Annotated in this window: 12 protein-coding genes, 1 tRNA gene and 1 pseudogene; 3 read left to right on the top strand and 11 right to left on the bottom strand. The window is 73.3% G+C overall.

Annotated elements, in window-relative coordinates; genetic code table 11:
• Positions 1–49: 49 nt before the first annotated feature.
• Positions 50–520, top strand: a pseudogene (locus CCN35_RS06070) (SelB domain-containing protein); the annotation flags it as partial.
• Positions 521–564: 44 nt separating this feature from the next.
• Here the strand turns inward: CCN35_RS06070 and CCN35_RS28265 are convergent.
• A tRNA-Sec gene (locus tag CCN35_RS28265) sits at positions 565–657 on the bottom strand.
• 157 nt (positions 658–814) lie between these two features.
• Here CCN35_RS28265 and selD point away from each other — a divergent pair.
• Entirely contained in the window at positions 815–1,837 is a 1,023-nt protein-coding gene (selD, locus tag CCN35_RS06065; protein ID WP_067390911.1) for a selenide, water dikinase SelD, read from the top strand.
• Positions 1,838–2,117: 280 nt separating this feature from the next.
• On the opposite strand, the gene CCN35_RS06060 is transcribed toward selD, so the two are convergent.
• The 10 genes from CCN35_RS06060 to CCN35_RS06015 all read right to left on the bottom strand — a co-directional run bounded on the left by CCN35_RS06060 (position 2,118) and on the right by CCN35_RS06015 (position 14,020).
• Entirely contained in the window at positions 2,118–2,507 is a 390-nt protein-coding gene (locus CCN35_RS06060) for a hypothetical protein (protein ID WP_086791761.1), read from the bottom strand.
• A gap of 88 nt (positions 2,508–2,595) precedes the next feature.
• Positions 2,596–4,758 (bottom strand): S9 family peptidase, encoded by a 2,163-nt coding sequence (locus CCN35_RS06055; protein WP_107470391.1) that lies wholly within the window; start codon positions 4,756–4,758, stop codon positions 2,596–2,598.
• Positions 4,731–6,515, bottom strand: a complete 1,785-nt coding sequence (locus tag CCN35_RS06050) for an N-acetylglutaminylglutamine amidotransferase (protein WP_067390917.1) — start codon at positions 6,513–6,515, stop codon at positions 4,731–4,733. Before CCN35_RS06050 ends, CCN35_RS06055 begins: the two co-directional genes overlap by 28 nt.
• Positions 6,516–6,780: 265 nt before the next feature.
• A complete protein-coding gene (locus tag CCN35_RS06040) occupies positions 6,781–7,944 on the bottom strand; it encodes a carboxylate-amine ligase (RefSeq protein ID WP_079129593.1) in 1,164 nt (387 codons plus the stop codon).
• A gap of 430 nt (positions 7,945–8,374) precedes the next feature.
• Positions 8,375–8,806 (bottom strand): hypothetical protein, encoded by a 432-nt coding sequence (locus tag CCN35_RS06035; RefSeq protein ID WP_385880718.1) that lies wholly within the window; start codon positions 8,804–8,806, stop codon positions 8,375–8,377.
• A gap of 109 nt (positions 8,807–8,915) precedes the next feature.
• Entirely contained in the window at positions 8,916–9,083 is a 168-nt protein-coding gene (locus CCN35_RS28640) for a hypothetical protein (protein WP_169721336.1), read from the bottom strand.
• A 221-nt stretch (positions 9,084–9,304) separates the two neighbouring features.
• Positions 9,305–10,561 carry a cytochrome P450 gene (locus tag CCN35_RS06030; RefSeq protein ID WP_067390925.1) on the bottom strand — a complete coding sequence of 419 codons (1,257 nt, stop codon included), beginning with the start codon at positions 10,559–10,561 and terminating at the stop codon, positions 9,305–9,307.
• Between the two features lie 52 nt (positions 10,562–10,613).
• On the bottom strand, positions 10,614–12,008 hold the full coding sequence (locus CCN35_RS06025; RefSeq protein ID WP_067390928.1) for an NAD(P)/FAD-dependent oxidoreductase: 1,395 nt from the start codon (positions 12,006–12,008) through the stop codon (positions 10,614–10,616).
• Positions 11,998–12,210, bottom strand: coding sequence for a ferredoxin (locus tag CCN35_RS06020; RefSeq protein WP_067390931.1), 213 nt, complete (start codon positions 12,208–12,210; stop codon positions 11,998–12,000). The genes CCN35_RS06025 and CCN35_RS06020 overlap by 11 nt, the downstream gene beginning before the upstream one ends.
• Positions 12,211–12,388: 178 nt before the next feature.
• Entirely contained in the window at positions 12,389–14,020 is a 1,632-nt protein-coding gene (locus CCN35_RS06015) for a multicopper oxidase family protein (RefSeq protein ID WP_067390934.1), read from the bottom strand.
• 550 nt (positions 14,021–14,570) lie between these two features.
• Between CCN35_RS06015 and CCN35_RS06010 the strand changes: the two genes are divergently transcribed.
• A complete protein-coding gene (locus CCN35_RS06010) occupies positions 14,571–16,592 on the top strand; it encodes a DUF1996 domain-containing protein (protein WP_086791759.1) in 2,022 nt (673 codons plus the stop codon).
• Positions 16,593–16,681 lie beyond the last annotated feature (89 nt).

The following is a 16,681-nucleotide window of genomic DNA, read 5'->3' as shown; positions in this document are numbered from 1 at the left end:
GCGCGTACGGCTGGCCGCCGAGGTCGAGCGGTACGCGCATCGGCACCCCATGGATCCGGGGCTGCCGGCCGAGGCGGCCCGGCACCTGCTCGGCCTGCCCGACCGGGCCCTGGTGGACGCACTCGCCCGGACCCCCGGCGAGCCGCGGCTGCGGCAACGCGGCGGACGCCTGTACGGCCCCGCCGGACCCGGCCCCGCCCTGCCCCCGCCGGTCCGGGCGGCCGTCGACGCGGTGCGGCGCGAGCTGGAGCGGGCACCGTTCCGCGCACCGGAGGCGGACCGCCTGGCCCGGCTCGGGCTCGACCGCAGGGCCGTGGCCGCGGCCGTCTCCGCGGGCGCGCTGCTGCGCATCGGCGACGGGATCGTGCTGCTTCCGGGAGCGGACCTCCGGGCCGTCGAGGTGCTGCGCCGTCTGCCGCAGCCCTTCACCCTCAGCGAGGCGCGCAAGGCACTCGGCACCACCCGCAGGGTCGCCGTGCCGCTGCTGGAGTTCCTCGACGCGCGCGGCCACACCGAACGGGTGGACGACCAGTACAGACGCTGCCGGACGGACACCGCGGGAGACGGAGGCGGACGGGAATCGAACCCGCCTGCCCGAGATCCTCGGGCACCTCGGTTTTGAAGACCGGGAGGGCCACCAGGCACCCACACGCCTCCACCGCCCGACAGGCTATGCGGAAGGGCCCCGCACGGCACGCCGGCGGACACCGGCGCGTCGGAGCGGCCCGGACGACGGCGCCCGGCGTGCCGCACGGACCACGAGCCGGACCACGAGAACCATGACGGAGACCGACCGGAGAGCAGGAGACCCGGCATGACCGCCACCGCCGACACCCCCGTACGACTCACGCAGTACGCCCATGGCGGCGGCTGCGCCTGCAAGATCCCGCCGGGCGAGCTGGAGGACGTGCTCGGCGGACTGCCGGCCGCGCCTTCGGCCGCCGGCGACACCTCGCTGCTGGTCGGCCTGGCCACGGGCGACGACGCGGCCGTCGTCACGCTGCCCGCGCAGGACGGCGCCGCGCAGGCCGTGGTCGCCACCGCCGACTTCTTCACCCCGGTGGTCGACGACCCGTACGACTGGGGGCGCATCGCCGCCGCCAACGCGCTGTCGGACGTGTACGCGATGGGCGGCCGTCCCGTCGTGGCGGTCAACCTGCTGGCCTGGCCGCGTGACGTCCTGCCCTTCGACCTGGCCCGCGAGGTGCTGCGCGGCGGGCTGGAGATCGCCGCCGAGGCCGGCTGCCACGTGGGCGGCGGGCACAGCGTCGACGACCCCGAACCCAAGTACGGCATGGCCGTCACCGGTCTCGCGGACCCGGCGCGGCTGCTGCGCAACGACACCGGGCGCCCCGGACTGCCCCTGACCCTGACCAAGCCCCTGGGCCTGGGAGTGCTGAACAACCGTCACAAGGCCACCGGCGAGCGGTTCGCCCAGGCCGTCGCCACCATGACGGCCCTCAACCGCGACGCCTCCGCCGCCGCCCTGGCCGCCGGTGCCACCTGCGCCACCGATGTGACGGGCTTCGGCCTCCTCGGCCATCTGCACAAGCTGGCCCGCGCCTCGGGCGTGACGGCCGTGGTCGACACCGCCGCCGTGCCGTACCTGGACGGAGCCCGGGAGGCCGTGCGCGACGGCTACGTCAGCGGCGGCACCCGGCGGAACCTGCAGTGGGTGACCCCGCACACCGACTTCGGCGGCACGGACACCGACACCCGGCTCCTCCTGGCCGACGCCCAGACCTCCGGCGGCCTCCTCGTCGCCGGGGAGATCCCCGGTTACCCGGTGATCGGCGAACTCGTCCCCCAGGGCCCCCACTCGGTCGTCCTGAGGTGACCGGCCCTGCGGGAGCCGGCCCCCGTACGGGGGGAAGGACCCAGTTCCCCGTACGGGGGAGGAAAAGAGAAACACGAGAGGAGGGAGAGAGGGAAGGGAGGGGAGAAGAAGAAAGGGGGAAGAAGGGAGAAGAAGGGAGAAGAAAGAGAAGGGAAAGCGCGGAAGAGAAGGACGGGGGAGGGGAGGAGAGGGAGGGACGGCCGGTTCACGGCAGCCCACGGCCGGGGGAGAGGCCCGTTCGGACGCCGTCCGCCTCCCGGGCCGGTCCGCCGCGGGACGCTCACGGCTCGGGCCGCTGCCTCAGGTGCGCGTTGTGCCAGGCGATGGCACGCCGGATCTGGGACTCCTGCAGGCCGGTGCGGCAGCCGAGCTGCCCCATGGTGAGGGACTGGGCGCCGCCGCTCAGAGCCCGGTCGATCTTCGCGGCCCACAGCTCCTCCGGCACGAACGCACGGCCCTCGTACTCCTTGCGGATCGCCTCGAGGTGCTCCTCGCAGCAGGCGACGACACGGCGCAGGCCGTCGGCCCAGACGTCGGTGGGATGGACGGCGGAGGAGTCGGCGACCCGGCCGCGCACCGCCTCGCTTCTCGGAAAGACCGCACCGCACAGATCGCACAGCTCCGACGGCAGCGGCCGGTCCGGCCGTGCCCGCTTCCTGCGTTTCCACATCGGGGGCTCCTGGGCGCGGTATGTGTCGGAACATAGGAGTAGCCGCGGAAGCCGGTGGCCAAACCCCGGCGCGCGGGGGCGGTGACGGTCAGTCGGCCAGATGGCGCTGGATCCAGTCGGCGGCGGTCCTGCGGAAGGTCCTGAGACTGTCCGCGCGCCGGAAGTCGTGCCCCTCGTCGCGCAGGACGAGGAGCTGCGCCTCCACCCCGCGCTCCCGTGCGGCCCGTACGAACTGCTCGGACTCGCCCGGCGGCACATTGCTGTCGTGCTCGCCGTGCACGGCCAGCACCGGGACGCGCAGCGCGTCGATGCGGCTCATCGGCGACAGCTCGTGCAGCAGCTCGCGGTCGCGCTCCGGATGCCCGTACTTGTAGGCGGCCGACCGGGCCAGCCACGGCTCGGTGCCGGCGAAGAACGTGGTGAAATCCGATATGCCGCACACCGGGACGCCGGTGCGGAACAGATACGGATGCCACACCAGGGACGCCATCACCAGATAGCCGCCGTAGGAATGGCCCATCACGGCCAGCCGGTGCGGGTCGGCCGGGCCCTCCAGAACGGCGTGGGAGGCGCAGTCGGCGACGTCGTCGATCGCCGCGAACCTCCCCCTGCCCAGGTCCGCGTCGACGAAGGAGCGGCCGTACCCGGAGGAGCCGCGCACATCGGGGGCGAAGACGTCCAGCCCCCGGCCCAGCAGCTCGTGGTACAGCGGGTCGAACACCGGGCGCTCCTGCTCCTCCGGACCGCCGTGCAGATGCAGCACGCACGGCGCGGGCTCCGTGGGCGGCCGGCCCGGCGCCCGGTAGTACCAGCCGCCCAGGTCCAGCCCGTCCCGGGCGACCGGGCGCATCGGCACCGGCCGTACGGGAGGGTGGGACCCGGGAGCGACGTCCTCGTCGCGGGAGGACCACGGCGTGCGCAGGGCGGTGCCCTGGGGCAGCCACCACACACCGGGCCGGCGCAGCGACCCGGACAGCGCCACGACGGGGGCGTCCGGGTCGGGGGTGACGGCCACCTTGGTGACGACCTCGTGGGGAAGCGGCACGGCGCGGGACGGCCCGGCGTTGTCGGGCGCGGTCGGCGCGGCGACCTCCAGCTCGCTGACGCCGCGCACGTTCCAGGACAGCACGGCGCTGCGGCCGTCGCGGTCCAGGGCCAGCAGTTCCAGGCCGCTGTCGTCGCGCTCGGCGGCCACCGACAGGCTCAGCCGGCGTCCCTGCCGGTCGAGGGTGACCGCGTACAGGGCGGCGTGTTCCCGGGCGTGGTCGCTGCGCAGCCACAGCAGGCGGGCGTCCGGCGTGAACGCGCCGATCCAGGGATCCCCGTCGGCGACCGGCATCTCGCAGGTCACCCGCAGGTCGTGCGTACGGACGACGAGCGCCTCGCGCCGGCCGCGCGGCCCCCGGCGCAGCAGCACCAGCCGTCCGTCCCGGCTCACGTCGCACACCCGCAGGGAGGCGGCGTCGCGTTCGCTCGCCAGCAGGACGGGGGCGGCCGAGCCGTCGGGGGTGACGAGATACGCCGACAGGGTCCTGGGCAGGGGTTCGGCGGCCGCGGCCGGGTCCCCGGCGGCGGCCGGCGGGTGCGACGGCGCGGTCAGCAGGGCCGTGCGGCCGTCGCGCGCGGCCGGGCCCCGGGGAGTCCCGGCGACCGTCACCGCGAGCGCCGAACCGTCGTGCGTCCAGCAGCCCAGATGGGCGGAGCCTCCCGGCTCGCCGCCCGCCAGGATCCTCCGTCCCGTGCCGTCGGGGCGTACGCACAGCACCCGCGTGTGCTCGCCGCCGCCCGGCGCGGTGGTGTACGCGATCCACTGCCCGTCGGGCGACCAGGACACCTCGACGACCGGATGAGGGTCGGCGTCCAGCAGGTGCACGTCGTCGCCGTCGAGCGGCCCCGTCCACAGCTGGGGGACACCGGTCCGGTCGCACACGAAGGCGACGTGCCGCCCGTCGGGATCCACCGACGGGTACCAGCACCCGTGCGAGACCAGCAGCCGCGGCAGCGCGTCCACGGGGACGGCCGCGTCCGGCAGGAGCAGGGGCTCGGGCGAGGGCTGCGCCTCGGCGGGCCACACCCCGCCGGGCAGCTCGGTGGCGACCGCACGCACACAGGTGCGCACAAAAGGGGCCGCCCCCTCTGCCCGGGCCGTTTCCACCCCGTTCGCCGCGGCCCGCTCCCGCGGACCGCCGGTGCCGTCCGGGGGCGGCGGCAGAAAGGTCTCGGTCACCGGATTCCGTGGGTCTGCAGCCATATCTCCAGCAGGGCGACCTGCCACAGCGCGTTGGCCCCGCGCCGGGTGCGGTGGGTGTCGGGAGCGGCGAGGAGTTCCTCGACGCAGGAGCGGCGGAAGATGCCGCGGGTCCTCGCCTCGGGGGCGGAGAGGGCCTCGCGGACGCGTTGCAGCACCGGCCCGGCCATGTGCTTGATCGCCGGGACGGGGAAGTAGCCCTTGGGCCGGTCGACGACCTCCCGCGGCAGGACCCTGCGGCCCGCGGCCTTCAGCACGCCCTTGCCGCCGTCCGCGAGCTTGAGCCCGGGCGGGCAGGCGGCGGCCAGCTCGACCAGCTCGTGGTCGAGGAACGGCACCCGGGCCTCCAGCCCCCAGTCCATCGTCATGTTGTCGACCCGCTTGACCGGGTCGTCGACCATCATCACGTGCGTGTCCAGCCGCAGCTGCGCGTCGAGCGCGGTCTCGGCGCCCGGGGCGGCCATGTGGGCGCGCACATAGTCGCCGGAGACGTCGTGCGACGGCAGCACGGCGGGCTCCAGCATGCGCGCGAGATCGGCGTGCGACCGGTCGAAGTAGGTCTCGGCGTACGCCTCGGCCGCCCGCCGGCGCGGCACCCGTGCCATCGCCGGATACCAGTGGTAGCCGGCGAAGACCTCGTCGGCGCCCTGGCCGCTCTGCACGACCTTGACCTCCTTGGCCACCTGCTCGGACAGCAGGTGGAAGGCCACCACGTCATGGCTGACCATGGGCTCGCTCATGGCCAGCACGGCCCCGTCGAGGGCCTGCGAGATCCGGTCGGAGGGGACCATCAGCTGGTGGTGGTCCGTGCCGAAGTGCCGTGCCACCAGGTCGGAGTAGAAGAACTCGTCGCCCTCCTCGTCGGCCTCGGACTCGAAGCCGACGCTGAAGGTGGCCAGGTCCTCCTGCCCCTCCTCGGCCAGCAGCGCCACGATGAGGCTGGAGTCCAGGCCGCCCGACAGCAGCACGCCCACCGGCACGTCGGCGACCGTCCGGCGGCGTACGGCGGTGCGCAGGGCCTGCAGGACCGCGTCCGTCCAGTCCTGGGCGCTCAGACCGGCGTGCTCCGGGCGGCGGGTGTAGGAGGGCTGCCAGTAGCAGTGGTCGCGGCAGGTGCCGTCGGCCTCGACGACCCGGACCGTGGCCGGCGGCAGTTTGCGCACGCCGCCCAGCACGGTGCGGGGCGCGGGCACGGTGGCGTGCCAGCTGAGGTACTGGTGCAGCGCCACGGGGTCGAGCGAGGTGTCCACCCCGCCGCCCGCCAGCAGCGCGGGCAGCGAGGAGGCGAACCGCAGCCGTCCGGGGGACTCGGCGAGATACAGGGGCTTGATGCCCAGCCGGTCGCGGACCAGGACCGTCCGCCCGCTGTCCTGCTCGACGATCACGACGGCGAACATGCCGTGGAAACGCTCGACGCAGGACGTGCCCCACTCCTGGTACGCCTTCAGCACCACCTCGGTGTCGGAGTCCGAGAAGAACCGGTGCCCGCGGGCCGTCAGGTCGGCCCGCAGGGCCCGGTAGTTGTAGATGCACCCGTTGAACACGCCCACGAGGCGCGCCCGCGGGTCGGCCATCGGCTGCGCCCCGCTGTCCGACAGATCGATGATCTTCAGCCGGCGGTGTCCGAGGGCGACGGGGCCCTGCGACCACAGGCCGCGTCCGTCGGGGCCGCGGGGGGCGAGCCGGTCGGTCATGCGCTCGACCCCGGCCAGATCGGGCCTGCTGCCGTCGAAGCGGATCTCGCCGCTGAGCCCGCACATCAGGCGGCCCTCCCTTCCACGGCGGCCCCGGAGCCCGTCCGGGGCCTCGCGTCCGCGCCACGCCGCCCGCCCTGCGGACGGGCGGCGGGACGCTCCGGACGGCCCCCGGGAGCGGCCGGGCGGTCGGCGGTGGTCGGGAAGGCGGGGACGTGGGACATGACGGGAAGCCTCTCCTCGAACGGATGTACGCCGTGTGGACGGCAGACGGTGCGGCGGACGGTGCGGTGGACCGGGCGGGCGGACACCTGACGGGCGGCGCCGCCCGTCAGGTTCCGGCCCCGTCGGCGACCGGCCGGGGACGGCGGGCACGGGAGATTCCGGCGGACGCGGCCGTACGCGGGCCGGACACGCCGCGGGTCTCGGCGACCAGCAGGTCGACACCGGCGAGCAGGTCCTCGGCCTCGGCCGCCCGCCGCAGCCGGTGCGCGGCGCTGCCGTCGGCCAGGGCCTGGGCCAGCAGTTCCCGCACGGTCTCCCAGTCGCCGGACGCCTCCAGCGCCGGGCGCAGCCGGGCCGCCATGCCGTGCAGCACCACCCGGGCGGGGGCGGCACGCCGGGTGACCGGATCGATCAGCGGGCCCTCGAGGCCGGAGCGGGCGGCCCGCCAGGTGGCGGCCCGCAGCCATGCGTGGCGGCCGTCGCACCGGGGACCGCCGTCCCGGGCCAGCCGGTCGCACGCGTCCCGCACCAGGGCCCGGAAGAGGCCCGCGACCAGTACGACCGTCTCCACGCGGGGGCAGGCGTCGCAGATCCGCAGCTCCAGCGTGCGCTGGTGCGCGCAGGGCCGCAGGTCGTGATAGATCATCCCGCTGTCGCTGATGACGCCCATGCGGATCAGTTCCTCCAGCGCGGCGTCGTAGGCGGCGGCGTCCGGGTAGTGGCCGGCCGGCCCGGCGGTGGGCCAGCGCTGCCACAGCATCGTGCGCCAGCTCGCGTAGCCGGTGTCCGTCCCCAGCCAGAACGGCGAGCTGGCGGACAGCGCCAGCAGCGGCGGCAGCCACGGCGAGACCAGGCACATGGCGCGCACGGCGGTGTCCCGGTCGGGCACGTCGACATGCACCTGCGCGCTGCAGATGAGCTGCTCGTCGGCGACCCTGCGGTACTCGTCGGCCATGTGCCGGTAGCGGCGGCCCGCGGTGACCCGGCCGGGGGCCATCTGGGCCAGCGGCACGGTTCCGGCGGCCACCGAGACCAGGCCCAGGGAGGAGGCCGCCGCGTCCAGCCTGCGCCGGGAGCCGGCCAGGTCCGCGTGGAGGGCGTCGAGGGTGTCGTGCACCCCGCTGTTGCTCTCCACGGCCGACGGCTGCAACTCGGCGGTGAACCCGGGTCCGTCCAGCCGGTCCAGTACGGCGCGGGCGCGCGGCGCCAGCCGGCCGCTCTCCACGTCCAGCACGTGGAACTCTTCCTCTGCCCCGATGCGCAAGGTCACGGTCTTCCTCTGCTCTCGCGATCCGCCCGCTCAGCGCAGGGCCCGGTGCACCGGGGCGGTGATGAGGCCGTACACCGGATGCGGTACGGCGCCGGACGCCCACGACGTCCGGTCCCCCGGGGCGTGGCCGTCCTTCTTGCCGTCCTCCCCGAGCGGCACCCCGAAGCGAGCGGCAGGGCACCGGGGCGTCCGGTTCGGTGCACCGCCGGGGCCACGGCCGCGAAGCGGCGTCCGCCCACGGGCGGCCGGGTCCGGTGCGCACCTGTGCGCGGCACCGGCCGGCAGGCCCTGGGTCACTGGGCACATGCGGAGCACTCCCTCGGGGACGAGCCGGAACGGGTCATCCGAGTCCCCCGTGACACCGCCGTGAAACAGCCGTGCACCACATGAGCGGGAACGCGGACGTCCTCGGCCCCCGAGGGGAGGGGGCTCAGCCCCACAGGGGGTAGGTCACCGTCCGCTGGTAGCCGTCCGGGCGCGCGGCCGGGAAGACCAGGCTCAGCCGGGTGAAGTGCTGCGTGCGGGGACGCTTCTTCCAGGGCTCCGGCCGGTCCAGCCGCACGATCACCGGGTACGAGCGGAACGTGCCGGCCGCGCAGTACGGCTTGCAGTCGTTGACGGAGTTGACCCCCCGGGCCACCGCGGCCTCGCCGTCCCACTGCGACCAGCGCAGGGAGGACAGACGGCTGTTGCCGTCGCCGCAGGCGAGGATGAAGGTGTCGGGGCGGGTCTGGGGCTCGAAGGAGCAGTCCACGAGCACGGGTTTTCCGTCCGGCTGCCCCACGGGGTGCGCCGGACGCGTGTGCGTGGGGGAGGCCGACGCGGTGGCTGCCGTGCTCATGCCCGCGGCGAGCAGACTCACGGCACAGAGCGTGACCACTGTCCTCGCTGACTGTCCGCCCATGTTCACTCCCGGCCGACGACGTCGTTCTCAGGAGACGACGCTACGGCTGCCACGGGCGGCGCACCACTCATGCGGCGGAGCCGTCGCCGGGATCCCGCTGGCACGCCTCGCACAGGTCGTGCTCACCGTCGCGGGTGACGACGGTTCCCCAGCCCAGGCAGTGGTCGCAGGTGCGGGCCAGGTCCAGGTCGGGGTGGGGAGGCGGGGTGGGGCTGGAGGAGTCTCCATGCGCCATGAGAGGGTGCAGCTCCTTGCAATCGTTGGACAAACATATGTCATTTTGTCTGATTTCATGAAAATGTCCAGCCTTGGGGCAGTATTCAGAGGGTTTCGCAGCCGACGGCCTTGTGCGGGGGCGGGGAGGAGACACGTTCCGAGGCGACGGGGAGAAGCGCCCCCGGGCACGGGAAGGCGCCTCCCCGGACAGGGGGAGGCACCCCCTCCGGAAGGCGCTCCCTAGAAGCGCACCGCCTCGCTCGGGCGGACCGCGTCGACGGCGATGCGCAGATGGCGCGGGCCGCGCAGCACCGCGTTCTGCCGGTAGGGCGGTGGGTCCTCCACCAGACGGGGGTTGTCCAGACGGCGGACCAGCTCGGTCAGCGCGAGCTGGGCCTCCAGACGGGCCAGCGGTGCACCGAAGCAGATGTGGATGCCGCTGCCGAAGCCGAGGTGCCCGAGGTCCTCGCGGTCCGGGTCGAACCGGTCGGGGTCCCGGAAGCGCTCCGGGTCCCGGTTGCCGGCGGCGAGGACCAGCCAGATCCTCGAGCCCTTGGGGATCGTGATCCCCCGCAGCTCGATGTCGGCGACACAGGTGCGCTGCGGCAGCAGCTGCACCGGGGGCTCGTAGCGCAGCAGCTCCTCCACGATCCGGACGGACAGCGCGGGGTCCTCGCGCAGCCGGTGCAGGAACTCCGGGTGGCGCAGCAGGGTGAGCATCCCGTTGGCGATCAGGTTGACCGTCGTCTCGTGCCCCGCGATCAGCAGCAGCACCGCCGTGCTGAGCACCTCCATCGTCGACATGGCCCCGTCCGGGCCGTGGTCGGCGACCAGGTCGGACAGCATGTCGTCGCGGGGCTCCCTGGCGCGCTGCTCGACCAGCTCGGCCAGATACATGCCCAGCTGCATCCGCGCCTCCTGCGCGGTGCGCAGGAACTGCGGGTCGCCGCTCTGCCGCGTTTCGGGGTCCAGGGCGGCGACGATCAGGTCCACCCAGCCGCGGAAGCGCGGCTCGTCCTCGCGCGGCACCCCGAGCAGCCGGCAGATGACCGTCACCGGGAAGGGGTGGGCGAACTGGTCGACGACGTCGATCTGCCGGGCGTCGCCGAAGCCGTCGATGAGCCCGGTGACGATCCGGGCGAGCTCCCCGCGCAGGGAGTCGATCCGGTGCGGCCGGTGCGGCGGGCCGAAGGACCTGTTGGCGATCCGCCGCAGCCGGTCGTGCTCGGGCGGGTCCAGCCGCAGGAAGCTCGGCGGCAGCCCCGTGGCCTCGGGCTCCGACAGCTCGTCGTCGTCCGGGGCGGTGAGATGGGCGGCGTCGGAGCTGATCCGCGGGTCGTGGAGCAGGCCCAGGATGTCGTAGTACGAGCTGACGGCGTACGGGCCGCCCTCCTCCTCCTGCAGCACGGGGGTCCTGCGGAGCTCCTCGTACAGCGGATAGGGGTCGGCACGGTTCGCGTAGTCGGTGATGCGGCGCAGGAGCGGGGCTTGCGTCATGACGGGTCCTCGGATGGTCCGGGCGGAGAGGGCCGGGCAGGGCGTGTGCCGGTCAGTGGCGGGCCGGGGTGAAGACCAGCTGCCGGTCGGCCGGGGAGTAACCGCTGAGCGTCACGGTCGGACCGTGGGTCGGCAGCGACGGGTCGGGGAAGCCGGCCGGCATCGGTGCGCGGCCCTCGGGCCGGCGGTCCACCGTCCGGTACTCCACCGGAAACGGCGCACCCCGCTCGATCTGCTGCTGGTAGAAGTCCAGCCACCGCGAGTTGTCGAAGCTCACGGCCGCGATCACCCGGCCCTGGTGGCCGTACACCCCGACGAACCGCCGCTCGGCGAGCGACCCCTGAGTGATCATGATCTCCTCGCCCATGGCCGGCACGCCGACCGACTTGATGTTCACCCCGAACTGCGAGGACCAGAACGCGGGCATCCACAGGTGCGGGCGCCGGTCGGCACCGGCGCTGATCATGTTGTGCGCGGCCACCTCGGCCTGCGCGACCGCGTTGCCCCAGTGCTCCAGGGAGAGGAACTGATAGCCGAACAGCGGATGCGGACAGCGGGCGACGTCGCCGGCGACGAAGACGTCGTCGGTGACGATGCCCCGGAAGTCGAAGGCCCGGCAGCCCGCGTCGCAGGCGATGCCGCGCGGTCCGGCGCCCAGCCCGGACCCCTTCAGCCAGTCGGTGTTGCGGATCGCGCCCAGCGAGACCACCACGACGTCCGTGTCGACGACGGAGCCGTCGGACAGATGGGCGGCCCGCACCCGCCCCGTCGCGTCCCCCTCCAGGCCGGTGACCGTGACCCCGGTGCGCAGGTCCACCCCGTTGTCGCGGTGCAGATCCGCGGCCACCGCGCCGATCACCCCGCCCAGCGCGCCCACCAGCGGCCCGTCCGCGCGCTCGGCCACGGTGACCGCGAGACCCCGGGCCCGGCAGGCGGAGGCGATCTCCGACCCGGTGAAACCGGCACCGATGACGAACACCCGGCGCGGCGAGGCCGCCAGCCGCCGGTGCAGCCGCACGGCGTCGTCCCGGGTGCGCAGCACGAACACCCCGTCCAGCTGGGCCTCGTCCTCCTTCGGCCAGGGCCGGGCGCGTACACCGGTCGCGATCAGCAGCCGGTCGTAGGGCACCTCCTCGCCGTCGGCCAGCCGCACCCGCTTGGCCGTCATGTCCAGCCCGGTCGCCGCGACCCCGAGCCGCCAGGTCGCGTCGGTCCTTCGGAGCCGGGGCAGCTCGGTGTGCTCGGGAGAGGCCTTGCCGAGCAGCACCGCCTTGGACAGCGGCGGACGGTCGTACGGCTCGTGGGGCTCGTCACCGATCAGGGTGAGCGATCCGGCGAACCCCCCGGCGCGCAGCGCCTCGGCGGCCCTGAGTCCCGCCAGCGAGGCGCCCACGATCACGATCCGTCCCTCGCGCCGGAGCCACTCGTGGTACTCCTCATCCGGCATCGGACGCCTCCCGCAGCCCCTCCACCGCGATCGCTCCCACCGGACAGGCCGCGACGGCACGCGCCACCTGCTCCCGCTGCTCCGGACCCACCCGCGGGTTGTAGACCAGGGACTCCTCGCCGTGCATGGTGAACACGTCCGGTGCGAGGAACGCGCACTGCGCGTATCCCTGGCACTTGTTGAGGTCGACGACAAGCCTCATCGGTGATCCGCCCTTCCAGCGGCCAGGTCCTCGGGACCGCTTGCCCGGCGGGTGCCCTCGGACGGCGGTCGTCCCACCCCAGCTTCGAGGCCCCGTGCCGTTCCCGCGCGGTGGAACCCTCCGAAGAGGTGACGGCGCCCGCCGGTGCGGCGGACGCCCGAGGGCGGCGGCACCCGTGTCACTTCTTGAGGTAGCCGAGGATGGTCATCATGCCGGACTCGGAGTGGTACTGGTTGTGGCAGTGGAGCATCCACAGGCCCGGGTTGTCGGCGTAGAAGTCCAGCACCAGCTTGCGGTGCGGCAGCACGATCGCGGTGTCCTTGCGGGTGCCGGCGTCGCCGAAGCCGGTCAGCGCGAAGGTGTGGCCGTGCAGATGCATGGGGTGCCACATGTCGGTGGCGTTGATCAGGGTGACCCGGACCCGTTCGCCCTGGCGGATGGGATGGCGCTGCTCGATCGAGTAGGGCCGGTGGTCGAACGCCCAGTTGTACTGCTTCATGTTGCCGGTCATCTTGATCCGGATGTGGCGGTCCGGCTCGCGGTCGGAGTAGGCCACCGAGTCGTCGGGGCTCATGCGCCGGGCCGGCACGACCCGCCTGTCCAGCTCGTCGAGGTGGACGGAGGGCGGCGGAAGGGTCTTGCTGTTGTCGGTCCTCAGCACGGCCAGCGCGCGGGCGTTCTTGCCCTCGGCCAGCGCGACCAGCGGGAACACCCCGTCCTTGGCGGTGACGAGGACGTCGTAGCGCTCGGACATGCCCAGCAGCAACGCGTCCGTCGTCCGGTGCTTGACCGGATAGCCGTCCGTGTGCGTCACCGTCAGCTGATGGCCGCCGAGGGCCACCCGGAAGGGGGTGTCGCCGCCGGCGTTGATGATCCGCAGCCGGATGCGGTCGCCCGGCCGGGCCCGGAAGACCGACGGAGCCTGGGGGAGACGGCCGTTGATCAGGTAGTAGGGGTAGGCGACATTGCCCCCCATGCCGTCCAGCAGCGTGCTGTGGGAGTGCCGCAGGATCCGGGAGGGGCCGCGGACGGTTGTGTCGCGGTGCGTGTGCCCCGAGGATCCCCCGCCCATGTCCATGCGGGGGAGCTTGCCCTTGTGCAGCTGCAGAAGCGCGCCGTCCGGGGTGGAGCCGTCCACGCCGTCCAGCCAGTCGTCCAGGACCACCACCCATTCCTTGTCGTACGACAGCGGCTCCTTGGGGTCCTCCACGATCAGCGGCGCGAACAGGCCGCGGTCCAGCTGCATGCCCTCGTGCGAGTGCAGCAGATAGGTGCCCGGGTGGGACACGACGAAGCGGTACCTGAAGTCCTCGCCGGGCTCGATGGGCGCCTGGGTCAGCCAGGGCACACCGTCCATGTCGCAGCGCAGCCGCGCCCCGTGGGTGTGCAGCGTCGTACCGACGGGCAGACGGTTGACGAGCGTCAGGTCGAGGATGTCACCCGCGGTGACCCGGACCTCCTTGCCGGGCACATCATTGCCGTACGCCCAGGTTCTGACGGTCTTTCCGCCCAGGTCGACCGAGGTCTCGGCGGCCGTGAACCTGAATGTGCGCACCGGTCCGGAGCCGCGCTCCCTCTCGGCGGCCAGGACCTCGGGGTCGGACGGATTCACATACCCCTTGGGCCCCTTGGGAACGAAGCCACGACCGCCCTCCGCGGGGCCGGCGTTCCGTCCGGGCTCCGAGCGTCGCGCGGATCCCGTGCGCGGCCCGGGCTCCGAGGAGCCGGACCCGGAACAACCGGACAGGAGTCCCGCACCGGCAGCCGCGATCGAGGCACTGAGCAGGGTGCGCCGCGTATATGTGTTCATGAGTGAATAACACACGCTTTATGACGCTATGTGGGAGAAGCGCGTCGGCGCGTCCGCCGATCCCGGCAACCGGAGCCCGGAAGTGGGACGGCAGGGTGCTCCACCACCCGGGTGAACGCCGCCTGATGCGCCGTCGGCCCGTGCGGCGGTACGCCGGATCCGTGCCCTCGGGGCTATGCTCGGCGCCGGGCGGGTCGTCGGAACTCCCGGGACCCGGCCGTGCGTTGGCCGCCCGCCGAAGACGCCGGAGGATGCCCGAGGACGCCCCGCTGCTGTGCGGGAGGCGGCGGGCGCGGGACCCGTCCGGCGCTCATGGACCAGCCCCGCTTCCCCGGCCGGAAGCGGGGCCTTCGTCCGGCTGCTCCGGCCGTCCCCGCTCCGTGCGACATGAGATGTCCATGAAGTTCTTGGGATCGTTGAACACTCCTGCGCCCGACTCCGTATGAGGCAGGGGGGATTCCCGTGCCCGTCCACGACGCGTAGGAGAACTTCGGTGAGACGCAACACGCGCAGACGACCCAAAGGTCCGAGGCGCGCCACGCTTGGAGCGATGGCGCTCATCCTGGGCGGAGGCGGGCTGATGGTGGCCAACGTGTATGCCTCCGCCACCGAAGGCGTCCTCGGCGGACAGTCCCGGTCGGACTCCGCTCAGAACTGGGCGGCGGCAGGCGCCACGATCAACTGCCCGGACGTGGGCACCCGGATCACCGAGGTGCCGGACGAGGCCAGGGCAGAGGTCGACAAGCAACTGGCGGTACTGGACCAGCAGATCGCCAAGGCGTACCAGCAGGTGCAGAGCGCGGCCCAGGACGGCCGGATGGACGTCGCCGCCGTCGACAGCAAGATCATGAAGCCGCTCAAGGAGGAGCGGGCCGCCACGATCGGGCGGATCACGGACGCGATCGACCGTGCCGGGGACCGTCCGGAGGGACTCGACGACCTCGCGGCCTGCACCCTGCGGGACGCCGGCATCCAGAACGGCGCCGAGCAGAACGGCGCCGAGCAGAACGGCGCCGAGCAGAACGGCGGCGAGCAGAACGCCGGCGAGCAGAACGGCGGGGACCAGGGCGGCCAGGAGCAGGGCCAGGACGGCCAGGGCCAGAACGGCCAGGACCAGGGCCAGGGTCAGCAAGGAGACGGGCAGCAGGGCGGCAACGGCGGACAGGCCGGCAACGGCCCCGTCGCCGCGGACTACGCGGACATCACCACCGTGCAGCCCAATGTGACGAAGCCCCGTGAGGGGGAGAACGCCTCCCGCGGCACCTTCAGCACCGACTGCGGAGTCAACGAGAACGGCCTGTTCAACTCCGACAACGTGATCGTCGCCCCCGGTGTCGCCAACGGCGCCCACCACTTCCACGACTACGTCGGCAACCAGGCCAACAACGCCTTCGCCAGCGACGAGGACCTGGCCAGGGCCGAGACGACCTGCCAGGACCAGCGCGACAAGTCCAGCTACTTCTGGCCCGTGCTGCGCCTGCAGGACGGCACCCAGGAGCGGGACGCCAACTCGCCCGGCGGCGGGCTCGAGGGCAACGTGGGCAGGATCGTGACGCCCAAGGAAGTCACGCTGACCTTCGAGGGCAACCCGCGCAGCAAGGTGACGGCCATGCCGCGTTTCCTGCGCATCATCACCGGTGACGCCAAGTCGTTCGTCAACGGCCCCGCCAACGCCAACGCCTCCTGGTCCTGCACCGGCTTCGAGGACCGGCAGCTGAAGGACAAGTACCCGCTGTGCCCGCAGGGCAGCGACGTGGTGCGCACCTTCAGGTTCCAGAGCTGCTGGGACGGCCGGAACATCGACAGCGCCAACCACCGCACGCACGTGGCGTTCACCGACGCCGAGGGCAACTGCCCGGACGGCTTCCGCGCCATCCCGCAGCTGGTGCAGCGCATCGTCTACGACGTCGACGCCCCGAGCCTGGAGGACGGCGGCAAGACCACTCCGCTGTTCGCCGTGGACTCCTTCCCCGAGCAGCTGCACAAGCCGATCACGGACCACGGCGACTTCATCAACGTCTTCGACGAAGAGCTGATGAACGAGGTGGTCGACTGCATCAACAGCGGCAGGAAGTGCGGCGCCGGGGCCGACCGGGGCGGTGAGCAGCCGCAGGAGCCCGGGGACGAGCCGACCCGGCCCACCGAGCCGTCGACCGGCGGCGACGACGGCGCGGGCGCCGGCAAGGACGGCAAGGGCGACAACGGCGGCAACAACGGCGGCAACGACAACGGCAACGACAACGGCAAGGGCGCCGAGGACGGCAAGGCGGGCGGCGGGCAGCCGGCCGAGGAGCCGGCGAACGGCGGGGCGTCCACCGCTCCCGGTGTCGCGGAGCCCAAGGCCGACGCCTCCCCGGCCGTCCAGGACACCGCGCAGGCCGCGCCCGGGGGCGCTGCCCAGACGCCGGACTCCGGGGGCAGGGACCTGATCGCGAGCGCGCAGACCGAGCCCCAGGGCGTCAAGGGCGGCCTCGCCGCGACCGGGGCCCAGCTGTGGCCGGCTGCCGCCGGAGCGGTGCTGGTGATCGTGGGCTTCGTCCTGCTCCGCCGGATCAGGCGCAGCGCCGCGTGACGCTCCGCCGGCCGTGAGAAGACCGTGAGTAAAGGAGGGCGGCGGCAGGACCGGGAGATCCGGTCCTGCCGCCGCCCTTTCGCCCTCCG

The organism is Streptomyces thermovulgaris (assembly GCF_002155915.1).
Lineage (GTDB): Bacteria > Actinomycetota > Actinomycetes > Streptomycetales > Streptomycetaceae > Streptomyces > Streptomyces thermovulgaris.
Note: the sequence above shows the minus strand (reverse complement) of the source record. Positions and strands in the feature narration are given on the sequence as shown.

Coding starts and splice junctions, on each gene's coding strand:
- selD (WP_067390911.1), top strand. CDS start 815: ATGACCGCCACCGCCGACACCCCCGTACGACTCACGCAGTACGCCCAT.
- CCN35_RS06060 (WP_086791761.1), bottom strand. CDS start 2,507: ATGTGGAAACGCAGGAAGCGGGCACGGCCGGACCGGCCGCTGCCGTCG.
- CCN35_RS06055 (WP_107470391.1), bottom strand. CDS start 4,758: ATGGCTGCAGACCCACGGAATCCGGTGACCGAGACCTTTCTGCCGCCG.
- CCN35_RS06050 (WP_067390917.1), bottom strand. CDS start 6,515: ATGTGCGGGCTCAGCGGCGAGATCCGCTTCGACGGCAGCAGGCCCGAT.
- CCN35_RS28640 (WP_169721336.1), bottom strand. CDS start 9,083: ATGGCGCATGGAGACTCCTCCAGCCCCACCCCGCCTCCCCACCCCGAC.
- CCN35_RS06030 (WP_067390925.1), bottom strand. CDS start 10,561: ATGACGCAAGCCCCGCTCCTGCGCCGCATCACCGACTACGCGAACCGT.
- CCN35_RS06025 (WP_067390928.1), bottom strand. CDS start 12,008: ATGCCGGATGAGGAGTACCACGAGTGGCTCCGGCGCGAGGGACGGATC.
- CCN35_RS06020 (WP_067390931.1), bottom strand. CDS start 12,210: ATGAGGCTTGTCGTCGACCTCAACAAGTGCCAGGGATACGCGCAGTGC.
- CCN35_RS06015 (WP_067390934.1), bottom strand. CDS start 14,020: ATGAACACATATACGCGGCGCACCCTGCTCAGTGCCTCGATCGCGGCT.
- CCN35_RS06010 (WP_086791759.1), top strand. CDS start 14,571: ATGGCGCTCATCCTGGGCGGAGGCGGGCTGATGGTGGCCAACGTGTAT.